At 66.0% G+C, this 15208-nt stretch carries 13 protein-coding genes and 2 pseudogenes; 8 read left to right on the top strand and 7 right to left on the bottom strand.

All coding sequences use genetic code 11. From position 1 onward, the window contains the following. The first annotated feature begins 112 nt into the window (after positions 1-112). From IM816_RS06170 to mfd, 5 genes are all read left to right on the top strand, one after another. Complete coding sequence (locus tag IM816_RS06170) at positions 113-748, top strand: NAD(P)-dependent oxidoreductase (protein ID WP_250340195.1); 636 nt, start codon at positions 113-115, stop codon at positions 746-748. A 42-nt stretch (positions 749-790) separates the two neighbouring features. Further along, on the top strand, positions 791-1693 hold the full coding sequence (locus tag IM816_RS06165; RefSeq protein ID WP_250340194.1) for a 23S rRNA (adenine(2030)-N(6))-methyltransferase RlmJ: 903 nt from the start codon (positions 791-793) through the stop codon (positions 1691-1693). 29 nt (positions 1694-1722) lie between these two features. Continuing rightward, entirely contained in the window at positions 1723-2229 is a 507-nt protein-coding gene (locus IM816_RS06160; protein WP_072323106.1) for a Slp family lipoprotein, read from the top strand. Between the two features lie 55 nt (positions 2230-2284). Then, positions 2285-3193, top strand: coding sequence for a cation diffusion facilitator family transporter (locus IM816_RS06155; protein ID WP_072323105.1), 909 nt, complete (start codon positions 2285-2287; stop codon positions 3191-3193). Between the two features lie 83 nt (positions 3194-3276). Next, complete coding sequence (mfd, locus tag IM816_RS06150; protein WP_250340193.1) at positions 3277-6726, top strand: transcription-repair coupling factor; 3450 nt, start codon at positions 3277-3279, stop codon at positions 6724-6726. Between the two features lie 20 nt (positions 6727-6746). Here the strand turns inward: mfd and egtD are convergent. From egtD to IM816_RS06140, 3 genes and pseudogenes are all read right to left on the bottom strand, one after another. Beyond that, positions 6747-7655 (bottom strand): annotated as a pseudogene (gene egtD / locus IM816_RS06145) (L-histidine N(alpha)-methyltransferase); the annotation flags it as partial. Between the two features lie 71 nt (positions 7656-7726). Then, positions 7727-7933 (bottom strand): hypothetical protein, encoded by a 207-nt coding sequence (locus IM816_RS18845; RefSeq protein ID WP_425602632.1) that lies wholly within the window; start codon positions 7931-7933, stop codon positions 7727-7729. Between the two features lie 175 nt (positions 7934-8108). Further along, positions 8109-8996, bottom strand: a pseudogene (locus IM816_RS06140) (DinB family protein); the annotation flags it as partial. A gap of 183 nt (positions 8997-9179) precedes the next feature. Here IM816_RS06140 and IM816_RS06135 point away from each other — a divergent pair. Then, the gene (locus tag IM816_RS06135) at positions 9180-9614 is read left to right on the top strand and encodes a DUF6491 family protein (RefSeq protein WP_250340191.1); all 435 of its coding nucleotides are present in this window, start codon (positions 9180-9182) and stop codon (positions 9612-9614) included. A gap of 385 nt (positions 9615-9999) precedes the next feature. Here IM816_RS06135 and IM816_RS06130 read toward each other — a convergent pair whose 3' ends face one another. From IM816_RS06130 to IM816_RS06120, 3 genes are all read right to left on the bottom strand, one after another. Then, positions 10000-10416, bottom strand: a complete 417-nt coding sequence (locus IM816_RS06130) for a hypothetical protein (RefSeq protein ID WP_072323101.1) — start codon at positions 10414-10416, stop codon at positions 10000-10002. Between the two features lie 77 nt (positions 10417-10493). After that, complete coding sequence (gene rlmKL, locus IM816_RS06125; RefSeq protein ID WP_250340190.1) at positions 10494-12638, bottom strand: bifunctional 23S rRNA (guanine(2069)-N(7))-methyltransferase RlmK/23S rRNA (guanine(2445)-N(2))-methyltransferase RlmL; 2145 nt, start codon at positions 12636-12638, stop codon at positions 10494-10496. Next, positions 12635-13153 carry an alpha/beta hydrolase gene (locus tag IM816_RS06120; protein ID WP_250340189.1) on the bottom strand — a complete coding sequence of 173 codons (519 nt, stop codon included), beginning with the start codon at positions 13151-13153 and terminating at the stop codon, positions 12635-12637. Before IM816_RS06120 ends, rlmKL begins: the two co-directional genes overlap by 4 nt. A gap of 45 nt (positions 13154-13198) precedes the next feature. On the opposite strand from IM816_RS06120, the gene IM816_RS06115 reads away from it, so the two are divergent. Next, positions 13199-13753: an N-acetylmuramoyl-L-alanine amidase gene (locus IM816_RS06115; protein ID WP_072323098.1), complete on the top strand. Its 555-nt coding sequence runs from the start codon at positions 13199-13201 to the stop codon at positions 13751-13753. Positions 13754-13800: 47 nt separating this feature from the next. Continuing rightward, positions 13801-14667 carry an acyl-CoA thioesterase gene (locus tag IM816_RS06110; protein WP_250340188.1) on the top strand — a complete coding sequence of 289 codons (867 nt, stop codon included), beginning with the start codon at positions 13801-13803 and terminating at the stop codon, positions 14665-14667. A gap of 36 nt (positions 14668-14703) precedes the next feature. On the opposite strand, the gene IM816_RS06105 is transcribed toward IM816_RS06110, so the two are convergent. Further along, complete coding sequence (locus tag IM816_RS06105; RefSeq protein ID WP_250340187.1) at positions 14704-15159, bottom strand: hypothetical protein; 456 nt, start codon at positions 15157-15159, stop codon at positions 14704-14706. Between the last annotated feature and the right edge of the window lie 49 nt (positions 15160-15208).

Here is a 15208-nt window from a genome sequence, read left to right as displayed (position 1 = left end):
GTAAAGCCGCACTTTACGATGAATTGCGCCACGTGGCGTTTCTCGTGAACGACCGAAGGCGCATGCTGGCACCTGTTCACACTAGCCATCCCGCCACTCAAAGGACTCGCTCATGAAAATCGTGTTGTTCGGCGCCACCGGAAACATCGGCAAGGTGATCCTCGACGAAGCGCTCGCCCGCGGCCATCAGGTGACCGCCGTGGTCCGCGACCCGACCCGCGTCGCCTCTACCCACGCCAGCCTCTCCGTCGTCACGGGCGACGTGGGCCACCCCGAGTCGTACGCCCAGGTGCTACGCGGCGCCGATGCGGCCATTGCCAGCCTCAACGACCACGCCGATCCGGCCAACGTGCCGAAACAGGCAGGGCTGCTGCTCGGTGCCCTGACCGAAGCGGGCGTCCCGCGCTTCGCCTGGGTGGGCGGCGCAGGCAGCCTCGAGGTGAGCCCTGGCGTGCGCGTGATCGACGATCCGCACTTCCCCGACGCATGGAAGCCCTCGGCCAACGCGCAGATCGCGGCGCTCGACGTATTCCGCGCCAGCGATGCGAAGGTCGATTGGACCTACATCAGCCCCGCCGCCGAACTCGCCCCGGGCGAGCGGACCGGCGCCTACCGTCTCGGCGATGACCGCCTGCTGGTGGACGCAGAGGGCCACAGCCGGATCTCCATCGCGGACTTCGCGATCGGCGTGCTGGACCGGATCGAACGGGGCGATGCGCCGAAGAAGCGGGTGACCTTCGCCTATTGAGGCGTTCCGGCGTGCGTGGGCAGCGACCGCTATACTGCGCGGATGAATTATCGCCACGCCTACCACGCCGGCAATTTTGCCGATGTCCTCAAGCACATGGTGCTCGTGGCCCTGATCGAATCGCTGCAGAAGAAAGCGGCGCCGTTCTGCTACATCGACACGCACGCCGGGCGCGGTCGCTATGACCTGCGAGGCTCCGAGGCGCGCAAGACCGCCGAGGCCGATGCCGGTTTCGGCGTGCTTCGTACCGCCACCGGCCTGCCGCCGCTGCTGTGGAAATGGCTGGAGATCGTTCGCGCCTGCAACGAAGGCGACGAGTCGATGCGCCATTACCCGGGGTCGCCTTGGATCGCCGCGCACCTCATGCGGCCGGGCGACTCCGCGCAGCTGTGCGAACTGCACGGCGAGGAAGCCGCGGCGTTGCGCCAGCTCTTCCACCACGACAGCCGCGTACACGTCCACCAGCGCGATGGCTATGAAGCCATGCGAGCCCTGGTGCCGCCGAAGGAAAAGCGCGGGCTGGTGCTGATCGATCCTCCATTCGAGGCGCAGGACGCCGAGTTCCGGCTGATCGAGAAGTCGCTGAAGGCTGCCATGGAAAAGTGGCCGGGCGGCATCTATGCCATCTGGTATCCGGTCAAGCTGCGCAGCCATGTGCAGCCGTTCCATCGCTGGCTGAGCAAGAGCGGCGCGAAGCGCGTGCTCGCTGCCGAAGTGCTGCTGCGTCCGGACGACTCGCCGCTGCGCCTCAACGGCACAGGCATCGCCATCGTGAACGCACCGTGGAAGTTCGATGAGGTACTGCGCGATTCGCTGCGTCTGCTGCCCAAACTGCTGGGCACCCCGGGCGAATCCGAATACCGGCTGACCTGGCTGGTCGAGGAAGGCGGGGATGAAACCCCCGCCCACGTTTCGCAGGCACCGCGTTCAGTGCGAAGGCGCTAAAGTCGCAGGCATCAGCCAGGAGTCGACCCATGCGTACTTCCATCGTCCGTCTCGCCGTCCCTGCCGTTGTCCTTGCCGCCGCCCTCAGTGGCTGCGCGCCCGCCCCGATCTACAAGCCCACGCCGAACAACGCTGCCGTGCCGCCGGCCCAAGTGGCGCGCGAGCCTGAGCGCTACGGCAACGCTGACGTGATCTGGGGCGGGCGCATCGTCAACGTGCGCAACTTCGCCGACCACAGCGAAATCGAAGTCCTCGCCTACCCCCTCGACGGGTCGCAGCGGCCCAAGGCCAACGACACCGGCAACGGCCGCTTCATCGCCGCCATGCCGGGTTACGTCGAAAGCCTCGACTACCCGTCTGGCGGCCTCGTCACGATCGCAGGCCGACTCAACGGCACGCGCACCGGCAACGTCGGGCAGGCGCAGTACACGTTCCCGCTGGTGTCCGTGAACCAGTCGCACGTCTGGACGGCCAAGGAGATGTCGGGCGGCCATCCGAACGTCAGCTTTGGCGTGGGCGTCGGCGTCATACGGTAAGATCCTGCGATTGCCCCGCGGCCGCTCGCGCCGCGGGCCTCCATCAGGGAAAACCATGTCGGGACACGCCGATTCGAAGCGCGCGATCTTCCTCGCGCTCGGAGCCAACTTCGCCATCTTCGTCGCCAAGCTCGTCGCGGCCATCTTCACGGGCTCGGGCGCCATGCTCGCCGAAGCGGTGCACTCGCTCGCGGACTGCGGCAACCAGGGCCTGCTCCTGCTCGGCATGCGCCAGGCCAAGCGGCCGCCTTCGGCCGACTATCCGCTCGGCTGGGGGCGCGCCCTGTATTTCTGGTCGTTCCTCGTCGCCATCCTGCTCTTCAGCGTGGGCGGCATGTTCTCGGTCTACGAGGGCATCCACAAGCTCACCCACCCGGAACCGCTGCGCTGGGCTTGGCTGGCCATCGGCGTGCTGGCCTTCTCGATCGTGACCGAAGGCATCTCCATGCATGGCTGCCTGCAGGAGGTGAACAAGGCTCGCGACGGTCGAACCCTGTGGCAGTGGTTCCGCGAAACGCGCGCCAGCGAACTGCTGGTGATCTTCGGCGAGGATCTCGCTGCGCTGGTCGGTCTCTGCCTGGCCCTCATCGCCGTAGTGCTGACGATGATCACCGGCAACCTGATCTTCGACGCTCTCGGCACCATCGCCATCGGCGTGCTGCTGATCGTGGTCGCTGTGGCGGTAGCCCGCGAGGTGAAGGCGCTTCTGATCGGCCAGGGCGTGGAGCCGAAGCAGCGCGCTGCCATGGTCGCCTTCCTCGAAGGTCGCGAGGAAATCGAGGTCGTCTACAACGTGCTGACCCTGCAGATGGGCACCGACGTGATGGTGGCCGTGAAAGCCCGGATGGCGCCCGCGCCCACGGCGCGCGCCATGGTCGAGGCGATCAACATCGTGGAGGCCGACTTCAAGGCCCGATTCCGTGACGTGCGCTGGAGTTTCTTCGAGCCCGACTACGCCGATTGACCCCGCCCGGGACCTCGCCGGGGGCCTCGCGGCTCCCGGGTAGTACAATCGACGGCTTGTCCGCAAAGGTCTGCCCTCGACCCATGCCTGTCGCGCTTCCCCGCCCCCCGCTTCCCGTCAACGCCAAGACCCGTCGCTACTGGACCGTGCCGCACGGCTCGTCCTGGGCCCTGGAAATCGCCGAGGCCGCCCGGGCCCACGACGGCCTGCTCGTCGTGGTGGTCCGTGACACGCGCAGCGCGGACAACCTCGAAAGCGAACTTGCGGTGTTTGCGGGCGATTTGCCGGTGCTGCATTTCCCGGACTGGGAAACCCTGCCCTACGACGTCTTCAGCCCGCACCCGGAAGTGGTATCGCAACGCATCGCGACGCTTTACCGCCTGCCGACCACGCGGCGCGGCGTGCTCGTGGTGCCCGTGGCGACGCTGATGCAGCGCATCGCGCCGCGCACGCACATCACCGGCTCAGGGCTCGTGCTGCGCAAGGGGCAGAAGCTGGATCTGCTCGGCGAGCAGCGCCGCCTGGAAGCCGCTGGCTACCGGAATGTGCCGCAGGTCACCGAGCCCGGTGACTTCGCCGTCCGTGGCGCGCTCATCGACATCTATGCCATGGGCGCCAGCGAGCCCTATCGCGTGGAACTGTTCGACGACGAAGTCGAGTCGATCCGTACCTTCGACACCGAGACCCAGCGTTCGCAGCACCAGGTGGACGCCGTGGACCTGCTGCCGGCGCGCGAATTCCCGCTGACCGAAGACGCCGCGAAGACCTTCCGCACCAACCTGCGCGAACGCTTTCCGATCGACATTCGCCGCTGCCCGCTCTACCAGGACATGAAGGAAGGCGTGACGCCCGGCGGCATCGAGTACTACCTGCCGATGTTCTTCCCCGCCACCGAAACCCTGTTCGACTACATGGCAGGCGATGCACTGTTCGTACTCGGCGAGGGCACGCTGGAATCGTCGGAACAGTTCTGGACGCAGACCGCCGAACGCTACGAGCAACGCGCGCACGACATCGAGCGGCCCGTCCTGCCGCCCGCGGAAATCTACCTCCCGCCCGAGCAGTTGCGCGAGCGGCTGAACCGCCAGGCGCGCGTGGACGTGGTGGCGAAGGGTCACGAGCACGCGGTGGATCTGGGGACGCAGCCGGCACCGGATGTTCCGCTCAATCGGAAGGGCGAAGAGCCCGGCACGGCACTGCGTCACTTCCTTGCCAGCTATCCCGGACGCGTGCTCATCGCGGCCGATTCCGCAGGCCGCCGCGAAGCCTTGATCGAGCAACTGGCAGGGGCCGGCTTGAAGCCGGTGAACGTCGACGACTGGAAGGATTTCCTGGCACGCAGCGAACCGCTCACGATCACCGCGGCGTCGCTCGAACAGGGTTTTGCGCTGACCGAGCCCGCGCTCACGGTACTGACCGAACGCGAACTGTTCGGCGAACGCGTGCGCACGGACCGCAAGCGCCGCGTCGGCGCGGCACGCGATCCGGAAAGCATCATCAAGGACCTCACCGAGCTGTCCATCGGCTCGCCGATCGTGCACATCGATCACGGTGTGGGTCGTTACCAGGGCCTGGTGTCGCTCGACGTCGGCGACATGCCGGGCGAATTCCTCACCATCGAATACGCCAAGGGCGACAAGCTCTACGTGCCGGTGGCGCAGCTCGGACTGGTCAGCCGCTACACCGGCACCGCGCCCGAGCTGGCGCCGCTGCATTCGCTGGGCGGCGACGCATGGGAACGCGCGCGCAAGAAGGCTGCCGAGAAGGTGCGCGACGTGGCCGCCGAACTGCTGGCGATCTACGCCCAGCGTGAAGCCCGCCAGGGTGAATCGCTGCCGGTGGATCGGCAGATGATCGAGGAATTCGCCGCGACGTTCCCGTTCGAGGAAACCGCGGACCAACAGGCCGCCATCGATGCCGTCATCGTCGATCTCGCCGCGCCGCGCGCGATGGATCGCGTGGTCTGCGGCGACGTGGGCTTCGGCAAGACCGAGGTGGCGCTGCGTGCCGCCTTCGCCGCCGCCACGGCGGGCAAGCAGGTGGCTGTGCTGGTGCCCACCACCCTGCTCGCGCAACAGCATTACCGCAACTTCGCCGACCGCTTCGCGGACTGGCCGGTACGCGTCGACGTGCTTTCGCGCTTCAAGTCGAAGAAGGAAGTGGACGCCGCGCTCGAACGACTGGCCGACGGACAGATCGACGTCATCGTCGGCACGCACAAGCTGCTTCAGCCGGACATTCGCTTCAAGAACCTGGGCCTCGTCATCGTCGACGAGGAACAACGTTTCGGCGTGCGCCAGAAGGAACAGTTGAAGCGCCTGCGTGCCGAGGTCGATCTGCTGACCCTCACCGCCACGCCCATCCCGCGTACGCTAAACATGGCGATGAGCGGACTGCGCGATCTTTCGATCATCGCGACGCCGCCGGCCCATCGCAGCGCCGTCCGCACGCTCATTTCCACTTACCAGCCGGCGCTGATCCGCGAGGCCATTCAGCGCGAGCTCGCGCGCGGCGGCCAGGTGTATTTCCTGCACAACGAAGTCGAATCGATCGAGCGCACCGCGCGCGAGCTGGGCGAGTTGGTACCCGAAGCGCGCATCCGCGTGGCGCATGGACAGATGCCGGAACGCGAGCTGGAACAGGTGATGGCCGACTTCCATCGCCAACGCTTCAACGTGCTCGTATCGACAACCATCATCGAGTCGGGCATCGACATTCCCACCGCCAACACCATCGTCGTGAATCGCGCAGACCGTTTCGGCCTCGCTCAGCTTCACCAGCTGCGCGGACGCGTGGGTCGTTCGCATCACCGCGCCTACGCCTACCTCATCGTGCCTGACCGCAAGGCGATGACGGCTGATGCAGAGAAGCGCCTCGAAGCCCTCGCCTCACTGGAAGAACTCGGTGCCGGCTTCACGCTCGCCACGCATGACCTGGAAATCCGTGGCGCGGGCGAGATGCTGGGCGAGGAGCAGTCGGGCCAGATCCAGGAGATCGGTTTCGGCCTCTACACCGAGCTGCTGGACCGCGCGGTGCGGGCATTGAAATCAGGCAAGGTGCCGGATTTCGACCTCACCTCCGAACACGAGACCGAGGTCGAACTGCACGTACCGGCACTGATCCCCGAGGATTACCTGCCGGACGTCCACACGCGACTGACGCTGTACAAGCGCATCGCCAGCGCACGCAACGACGATGGGCTGCGCGAACTGCAGGTGGAAATGATCGACCGTTTCGGCCTGCTTCCCGACCAGACCAAGTGCCTGTTCGCTGTGGCCCAGTTGAAGCTCATGGCCACGCCGCTCGGCATTCGCAAGGTGGACTTCGGTGCCAACGGTGGCCGCATCACGTTCCGCGACAAGCCGGACATCGATCCCATGGCGCTGATCAAGCTGATTCAGCAGCAGCCACGTGTGTTCAAGATGGACGGCCAAGACAAGTTGCGCGTGATCATGGAACTGCCGGGTGCCACGGAACGGATCCGCACGGCGCAGGATCTACTGGTAGCTCTGGGCGCGCCACGACCCGGCTGACGGCGCGCCCGTGGTGGCGCTCAGGCCACCGGGCTCGAGCGCACCAGATACTGCACGCTGAAGCGGCGTTCGTCGTCCATCCACACCTTGGCGACCGACAGACCCGCCTTGGCGGCCATCTGCGCGAAGTCGTCCAGCGAATACTTGCAGCTGTATTCGACATGCATGGCTTCGCCTTCGCGGAACGCGAAGGTATCGCTGCCCACGTGCACGTCCTGCCGCTTGGTACTCACCAGGTCCGTCTCGATGCGACCCGCCATGGCGTTGTAACGAGCACGATGCTGGAACGCGTCGAGGTCGAAGTCCGCACCCAGTTCGCGGTTGAGCCGTACCAACATGTTCAGCGTAAAATCGCGGGTGACGCCCGCTGCATCGTTGTAAGCGGCCTCGATGATCGCGGAATCTTTCTTCAAATCCACGCCCACGAGAATGCCGCCGCCGTCGCTCATTTCCGTGCGCATCTGGCGAAGGATCCGGATCGCTTCCTTCGCCTCGAAGTTGCCGATGGTCGAACCCGGGAAATAGATCACCGTGCGACGCGGCGGACGCATGGCGACAGGCAGCCGCAGCGGCTGGGTAAAGTCCGCACACACCGGCTGCATGGGAATGTTTGGAAAACGCGAGGCGAGTTCGGCCACGCTGTCCAATAGCGCCGTGCGCGAGATCTCGACGGGCACATAGGCTGCGGGCGTTTCCAGATGTTCCAGCAATACGCCGGTCTTGATGCCGCTGCCGCTGCCGTATTCCACCAAGCGCACGTCCGGTCCGAGGGTGCGTGCCATATCCGCGGCATGCTCCTGCATGAGCGCGATCTCGACACGCGTCAGGTAATACTCCGGCTGCTCGCAGATCGCTTCGAACAGGGCCGAGCCGCGCTCGTCGTAGAACAGCCGCGAGGGCAGCTTCTTCGGCTTGGCAGCGAGGCCGCGACGCACGGTGTCGAGGGTGTCTTCGATATCCGGATGACGGTCGTCGACACGGATGTCTTTCGGTTGAGCGCTCATCGATCGTTTCCCAGTCGTATCCCCGTGAACTGCCAGCGGGCATGGGGAGGAAAGAAGTTGCGGTAGGTCGCACGGATGTGGTCGTCGGGCGTGGCACAAGAGCCGCCGCGAAGCACCCACTGTCCGTTCATGAATTTGCCGTTGTATTCGCCAAGTGCTCCGTCCAACGGACGAAAGCCCGGATAACTGACATAGGGACTCATCGTCCATTCCCAAACGTCGCCATACATCTGTCCGAACAACGTCTCGAACGACGTGGCACGCGGTTGGAACATGCCCGCGTCCTGAAGGTTCCCGCGCACGGGCAAGTCGACCGCCATCGTTTTCCCATTCCGTTTCGGTGGGAAGACGCGCACCGGCCCAGCGCGCGAACGCATCGGCTTCGAAATAGCTGATATGGCAGACCGGCGCATGCGGATCGATCGCGCGGCGGCCTTGCAAGGTGAATTCGGTTTCGAGGGCTTCGTCCCAATACAAGGGCCGTTGCCATCGTTCGGCCTGCACGGTGGCCCATCCGTCGGAAAGCCACAGCATGGGATCGCGGTAACCGCCATCGCGAACGAACGCCATGTATTCCGCATTCGTCACCGGACGATTGGCGAGGGAACCCGCCTGTCGATAGGTACGATGACGAGGCCCCTCGTTGTCGAATGCGAATTCGCCACCGACATGACCGATCTCGACCACACCTTCGTCGAACGGCACGTACGCGAGCGGTGGCGCTGCCACCGACAATGCGCGCGGTGCATCGACCGCATAGACCGGTTCCAGCGGGTTCTGCGCAAACGCGTGCTTGATGTCGGTGAGAATGAGTTCCTGGTGTTGCTGCTCGTGCTGGATACCCAGCTCGACCAGTGACGGCAAGGCGTCGTCGTCGCCCTGTGCGAGACGTTCGGCCACCGCGTCGTCGACCCGGCGCCGGTAGGTCAGCACCTCGTCCAGACTCGGTCGCGTGAGCATGCCGCGCCGCGGACGGGCATGCATCTCGCCAAGCGACTGGTAATACGAATTGAACAGGTAATGCCATTCCGGGTTCGCGGGCACATAGGCCTCGTCGCGCATCAGCACGAAACGCTCGAAGAACCATGTCGTGTGCGCGAGATGCCACTTGGTGGGGCTCGCATCCGGCATCGACTGCACCAGGGCATCTTCCGGGCGCAGGCGCGAAGCCAGCTCGGCCGTACGGTGGCGTACGTGCAGGAAACGTTGGATGGGGCCGGCGCCGGCAGGCGATGGGTCGGGAATGCCGAGCGGGCGGACGGTCATGCGCGAGTTCCGAAGAGGCTGGCGGATGCCGCCGTCAGTGCGAAACGATGCCCGAGAAAGCGTTCAACCGACGTGAGCGGAGCCTGCCGCCACCTTAACGGCCAGTGCACCCGGGCCGCATGCACTCTCGCCTGCCGGCCCGTTCGGGCTTAACGTTGAGCTCCCCTTTAGGAGGATCGCGCCATGAACGTCCGCTACCTGCTTGCCGCCTCTCTGCTGGTCACCTGCGCCGTGCAGGCGCAGGACGCACGCCCCCAGGCGCGCCAGGAACTCCCGTATGCCGACTGCCTGCGTACGGACCAGATCAACGAATGGAACGTCATCGACGACCGGACGCTTACGGTGCGCAACGGACCCAACCGCTTCCTCGTGAAGACCACGGTCGCCTGCCCACGCATGGACCTGGGCGGCGGCGTCCACTTCCGCGCCTCGGAAAGCGACAAGGCTGTCGGAGGCATGCGCATTTGCGGCGGCATCAACGAGCAGATCGTTCGCCGAGACGATCCGCCGTGCCAGATCCAGTCGGTGGAAAAGATCGACGAGAAAACGTTCGACCACCTCAAGAAGAAGGCCAAGCGCAGCGGATCGGGCGCCGAGCCCAACGGCATGGTGCACTGATCTTCGTCGTACCCACGGCAGGCGTGACGCGCCTGCCGGATCGGTTCACAAGAACAAACGCCAGACATATTTGGACGGTGAGGCCAGAGCCTTCGGTGTCCCCCCTCGCTGCTTCAGACAGGTCCTCCGCGTTCGACAAGGAAGGCCGCTGGCGCGGCCGGTGCATCTAATGGCCTTCGGCCGCTCTCTTGTGCGGAACTCGCCTCGAGGGGAGACACCGAAGACTCCCGCGATGACTGAGGTCGCGTGTCGGGAGAGCCGAACAGGCTCAGACCGCAGCGCTGCGCTCCGTTACCGGAAAAAACCGCGATCTTCCCGGTAGTACGCAACGAAAAAAAGCCCGACTCGTGAGCCGGGCTTTTTTGTCAGGGAGCCGACGGATGGATCAATAACCGTCGTCGCGGACGTAACGCGTGCCGTAGCCATCGTCCACGTAGGTGGTCGTCGTGGTGACGCGGCGCGTGACGACCGGGGCGTCTTCGTAGACCACCGTGGCCGGACGGCTGTAGTACACCGGACGGTCGTCGTACACCACCGTGCGGGGCGCTGTGGCATTGGCAACGAGGCCGACCACCGCGCCAGCGACGATCGCGCCAGCGATCCAACGGCCTGCATGATCGTAGTGGCCGCCACCGTGGTAGTAACCGCCGCGATAACCGCCGTAGTAGCCGCCGTGGTACCCGTAACCGCCGCGATAGCCGCCGCCCCAGTATCCCGGTCCGTGGGCGAAGGCGCTCGGCGCGAAAGCCATCAGACCCGCAGCAGCGAGGGCGAGAGACGACTTGACGAACTTACCTTTCATGACAGTTACCTCCGGGTGTTGAGCGCAGATTCGCGCTCCGGCACTGAATCCGAACTGAAGTTTTCTGCACCCCGCTTTCACGTTTTCCACGGATTCACGAACGGCTTCCGAAGCAGCCAGCAGCCGTGGATATCGTGGCGCCTGGCGAAGTCGAACGGGATGCTCGCAGCGCTCCAGTCTTCGATGGCAAAGTGGGGTTCCAGCGCCTCGCGATCAAGCTGGAAACGGCGGTAGTTGTTGGAGAACACGATCACGCCGTCCGGTAGCAAACGCTCGGCACACAGGAGCAGCAACGCCGCGTGATCGCGCTGGACGTCGAAGTCGTCCGCCTTCTTGGAGTTCGAGAAAGTCGGCGGATCGACGTAGATGAGCCCGTACTGCATCGATCGGCTGCGCAGGAAGGTGAAGGCGTCTTCCTGAACCAGGCGATGGCGGTTACCCGTAAAGCCGTTCAGGGCCAGGTTCCGCGACGCCCAATCGAGATAGGTACCTGACAGATCGACGGTGGTCGTATCCCGCGCGTCACCCGCGGCGGCATAGACGCTGGCCGTTCCGGTGTAAGCGAACAGGTTCAGGAAATGCTTGCCGGCGGCCAGCTCGCGAATGCGCGCGCGTACCAGCCGGTGATCGAGGAACAAACCGGTATCGAGGTAATCGGTGGGGTTGATGAGGAAGGTCAGGCCACCCTCATGCACCTCGACGAACTCCCCCTTCTGGTCGAACTGGCCGTACTTGGAGCCGCCCTTGCCGCGCTCGCGCGTCTTGACGGCGATGCGCTCGCGCGGCACGCCCAGCACCTCGCCCGCAACGCGCACGATCTCCCGCATGCGCGACCGCGCCACGTCGACCGGTACGTCCTGCGGCGCCTTGTATTCCTGCACGTGCAGCCAGTCTTCGTAGACGTCGATCGCCGCGGCGTACTCGGGCAGATCCTGGTCGTAGGCGCGCCAGCAGGTGATCCCTTCGCGCACCAGACGCTTGCGCAGATGGCGGATGTTTTTCTCCAGCCGGTTCTTCAGCATCTGCGCGCCCGCGGAGAGCGGCTTGGCTTCGCGTGGCGCCTCGTCCCGTGCGCGCAGGGCGAAGGTCAGCAACGGCGTTTCCAGAGCGCCGTTGTAGAGCGCGTAACGCTTGTCGGGGCTGAGGCGAAGCGCCCGCCCGAGTTCCTCGTCGCCCGCCAACACGGCGGCACGCCATCCTGCGAAACGATCCTTCAGCGCCTGGCCCAGATCGCGATAGAGCTGCGGCAACTCGGCGCGGTCGCCCAGACGTTCGCCGTACGGCGGGTTGGTGATGACGAGGCCGAGCGGCGTCTCCGGCGGCGGCTCCGCATGCACCGCATCGCGGCGGTCCAGATGCATGAAACCGGCTACGCCCGCGCTCTGCGCGTTGCGCTTGGCCGTCTGCACCATGTGCGGGTCCGAGTCGCTGCCGAAGAACACGGGGCGGAGCGCACGCAAGCCTTCATCGGCCCGTGCCTTCGCCTCGTCGTAGATGCTGCGCCACAGCGCGTAGTCGTGCTTCAACCATCCGAGAAACCCGTAGTAATCGCGGCGCAGGCCGGGCGCGACGTCGGCCGCCATGAGCGCGCCTTCGATCAACAGCGTGCCCGAGCCGCACATCGGGTCCACCAGCGCCCCACCCTCCGCGTAGATACGCGGCCACTGCGCGCGCACCAGCATGGCCGCCGCGAGGTTTTCCTTGAGCGGCGCCTCGCCCTGCTGCTCGCGCCAGCCACGGCGGTGCAGCGGCGAACCGGACAGATCGATCGACAGCGTGGCGCGATCGCGCCGGACGCGCACGTTCACGCGAACGTCCGGCTCCTCGGGATCGACATCGGGACGCGCGCCGCTCGCCGCGCGGAACTGGTCCACGATCGCGTCCTTGGTCTTGAGCGCGATGAACTGGCTGTGGGTGAGCTTGCTCAGCGCGGTGTTGGCGTCCACTGCGAGCGTGCCGTGCGGCGCAAGATGCTCGGCCCAGTCGATGTCCTGCACGCCCGCATACAGAGCCTCCGGGTCGGCGGCGTCGAACTCGGCGAGCGGCAGCAGCACGCGGCTGGCCATGCGCGACCAAAGGCAGGCGCGATAGGCGGTTTCGATCGTGCCCGCGAACGACACGCCGGCCAGCGCCTCGCGTACGTCTTCCGCGCCGATCGCGATCAGTTCGTCCTTGAGCAGGTATTCCAGGCCTTTGGGACAGGTGGCGAAGAAAGCGGTCATGCGAATCGGCCCAGGAAACGACGGAACTCGGCTTCGATGTCGGGAAGACTGGCCGACAGACGGTGGTCGTCCTCGACCAGCAGGGCCGGCATCGCGTGATGGCGAGCGACGTTCAGCGCCTCGTCCAGGGGGCACACGTCGTCGGCATAGCCATGGACGAGGAACGACGGCACCCCGGGGCGTGCGGCGAAGGCACGGGGATAGCCGGGAATGCGCGCCGGCAAGGCCAACAGGAACAGACCGGCGACCGGCGCATCGAGCGATGCGAGCCCGGACACGAACGCGCCCATGCTGGACCCGACCAGCACCGGCGGTGCCGGCGATGCGGCGATCTCGGCGGCCAGCCGCACCAGCCGCGGATCGATGCAGCCGGCATGGCCGTGCGCGTCGTCCTCGCGATAGTCCGGACGGGAGGTGCGCCAGCCAAGCGATTCGGCCACGGCCGCCAGCGCGCTCACCTTGGTGGCGTCGGGGCCGGAATCGGACCCATGGGAAAGGATGATGTGGCCGCGCATGGCGGTCTCCGTACGCGGAATGACCGGCTATGTTATCAAAGCGGCATGATCGACATCCTTCATGCCCCCCTGCCGTACGAGACCCTGCTGCCGGAACGGCAGCCCGGCAACATCGACCTCGTGGTGATCCACTGCACCGAGCTGCCCGACCTCGCCATGGCACGCGAGTACGGCGAGCGCGTGCTCTACGACTCCGGTGCGGGTAACAGCGGCCATTACTACATCGATCGCGACGGCTCGGTCCTCTGCTACGTGGACCCGCTGCGCGTCGCCCACCATACCCGCGGCTACAACCCTCGCTCGATCGGCATCGAACTGGTGAATACGGGCCGCTACCCGGACTGGTTCCATTCGGCACGGCAGACGATGACCGAGCCCTATCCCGAGAAACAGATCGATGCGCTGCGAGCGCTGCTCGATCATCTCGTCGAACGCTTTCCGTCGCTGCGCCACATCGCCGGGCACGAAGACCTGGACACCGCCACCGTGCCGGCCAGCGACGATCCGGAAAACGAGGTGCCGCGAAAGCGCGATCCGGGTCCGCAATTCCCTTGGGCGCGCGCCTACGACCCGTCTCGGCTCGGCAGGCTCGGCACCTAGCCCCGTTATACTGGCAGCTTCGCGCACCTCTCATGCCAGGGACACCCATGTCGGACAACCACGTCGGCGAACTCGTCGAACTGCTCGAACTCGAACGCCTCGAAGACAACCTGTTCCGAGGCCAGAGTCGCGATATCGGCACCCGTTTCGTCTTCGGCGGCCAGGTGCTCGGCCAGGCCCTTTCTGCTGCGCAGCGCACCGTCGACCCGAGCCGCGAGGCGCACTCGCTGCATGCGTATTTCCTGCGTGCCGGCGACATCAACGCACCGATTGTCTACAGCGTGGAGCGCACGCGCGACGGTGGTTCGTTCTCGTCTCGCCGCGTGGTCGCGATCCAGCACGGGCAGCCGATCCTCAACGGCTCCATCTCGTTCCAGGAACCCGAAGCGGGCTACGAACACCAGATGTCGATGCCCGAGGTGCCGGCACCGGAAGACGTGGAGCCCATGCCCGCGATGTCAGCCGAACAGCTCGGTCGGTTGCCGGAGAAGACGCAGCGCTGGCTCGGCATCGACGGCCCGTTCGAATTCCGCCACGTGTGGCCGCGCGACGAACTGCGCCCGGCAAAGCGACCGCCGTACCAGCACATCTGGTTCCGCCTCACCGCACCGATCGCCGACACGCTGTCGTTGCATCAGGCGCTGTTGGCGTATGCCTCCGACTTCCACCTGATCGGCACGGCCACACTGCCGCATGGCATTTCCTATCTGACCCGCAACATGCAGATGGCGAGCCTCGACCATGCGCTGTGGTTCCATCGCCCGTTCCGTATCGACGAGTGGCTGCTCTACTCCTTCGACAGCCCCACCTCGCAGGGCGCGCGCGGCCTGGCGCGCGGCATGATCTACACCCGCGACGGCGTCCTCGTGGCCTCCACGGCGCAGGAAGGGCTCATCCGCGTCCGCGAGGGCTAACGCCCGAGTGTTGCGCCACGTGGCGGCCCGGTGCCGCTACCTGGCAACGCTGCCTGCCGCACCACCGTCCCATTGCACCGCTGCAGCCAGCTCGACAGCGGTGAGCGCGAGGCTGCCGGTCTGCGACGCCGCCTTGAACGCCACGACATGTCCATCGTGTCGCGACAGCTCGGTGGCGCCGGTGGCGGTCAACGCCTTGGCCCGCGTCTCGTCGGTGGTGAGCAGCACCAGCAGCGTGCGATTGCCGGCGACGAAGCGCACACCGCTGAGCGCGCCGGACGCGGCCAGGTCGGCCGATGCCAGCGGTATGGCGCGCACCTTGCCCGCCCAGCGCGGCGGAGCGACGAAGGTGTAGCCGGCCGCGTCGTCGCGCCACGAAAAGTGCTGCATCGGATCGGGCGCGGGAGCGGGCTCCCGGTGCGTGCCGGGCGGCGGTGTCGCGGATGCGGCGAGGGGCAGTCCGAACAGCAGGGCGAGAACGAGGGTTTTCATGACACCTCCAGCGAGACTTCGGCCAGCCTACGCCAGTCGGCGCCCCGGC

Origin of the sequence: Luteibacter flocculans (assembly GCF_023612255.1) — a bacterium.
GTDB classification, from domain to species: domain Bacteria; phylum Pseudomonadota; class Gammaproteobacteria; order Xanthomonadales; family Rhodanobacteraceae; genus Luteibacter; species Luteibacter flocculans.
The sequence above is the reverse complement of the archived record's forward strand: the minus strand, read 5'-3'. Positions and strand labels throughout refer to the sequence as shown.

Bases quoted from the DNA above. Each gene is read 5' to 3' on its own strand.
- IM816_RS06170 (WP_250340195.1), top strand. From the start codon at position 113: ATGAAAATCGTGTTGTTCGGCGCCACCGGAAACATCGGCAAGGTGATC.
- IM816_RS06165 (WP_250340194.1), top strand. From the start codon at position 791: ATGAATTATCGCCACGCCTACCACGCCGGCAATTTTGCCGATGTCCTC.
- IM816_RS06160 (WP_072323106.1), top strand. From the start codon at position 1,723: ATGCGTACTTCCATCGTCCGTCTCGCCGTCCCTGCCGTTGTCCTTGCC.
- IM816_RS06155 (WP_072323105.1), top strand. From the start codon at position 2,285: ATGTCGGGACACGCCGATTCGAAGCGCGCGATCTTCCTCGCGCTCGGA.
- mfd (WP_250340193.1), top strand. From the start codon at position 3,277: ATGCCTGTCGCGCTTCCCCGCCCCCCGCTTCCCGTCAACGCCAAGACC.
- IM816_RS18845 (WP_425602632.1), bottom strand. From the start codon at position 7,933: ATGAGTCCCTATGTCAGTTATCCGGGCTTTCGTCCGTTGGACGGAGCA.
- IM816_RS06135 (WP_250340191.1), top strand. From the start codon at position 9,180: ATGAACGTCCGCTACCTGCTTGCCGCCTCTCTGCTGGTCACCTGCGCC.
- IM816_RS06130 (WP_072323101.1), bottom strand. From the start codon at position 10,416: ATGAAAGGTAAGTTCGTCAAGTCGTCTCTCGCCCTCGCTGCTGCGGGT.
- rlmKL (WP_250340190.1), bottom strand. From the start codon at position 12,638: ATGACCGCTTTCTTCGCCACCTGTCCCAAAGGCCTGGAATACCTGCTC.
- IM816_RS06120 (WP_250340189.1), bottom strand. From the start codon at position 13,153: ATGCGCGGCCACATCATCCTTTCCCATGGGTCCGATTCCGGCCCCGAC.
- IM816_RS06115 (WP_072323098.1), top strand. From the start codon at position 13,199: ATGATCGACATCCTTCATGCCCCCCTGCCGTACGAGACCCTGCTGCCG.
- IM816_RS06110 (WP_250340188.1), top strand. From the start codon at position 13,801: ATGTCGGACAACCACGTCGGCGAACTCGTCGAACTGCTCGAACTCGAA.
- IM816_RS06105 (WP_250340187.1), bottom strand. From the start codon at position 15,159: ATGAAAACCCTCGTTCTCGCCCTGCTGTTCGGACTGCCCCTCGCCGCA.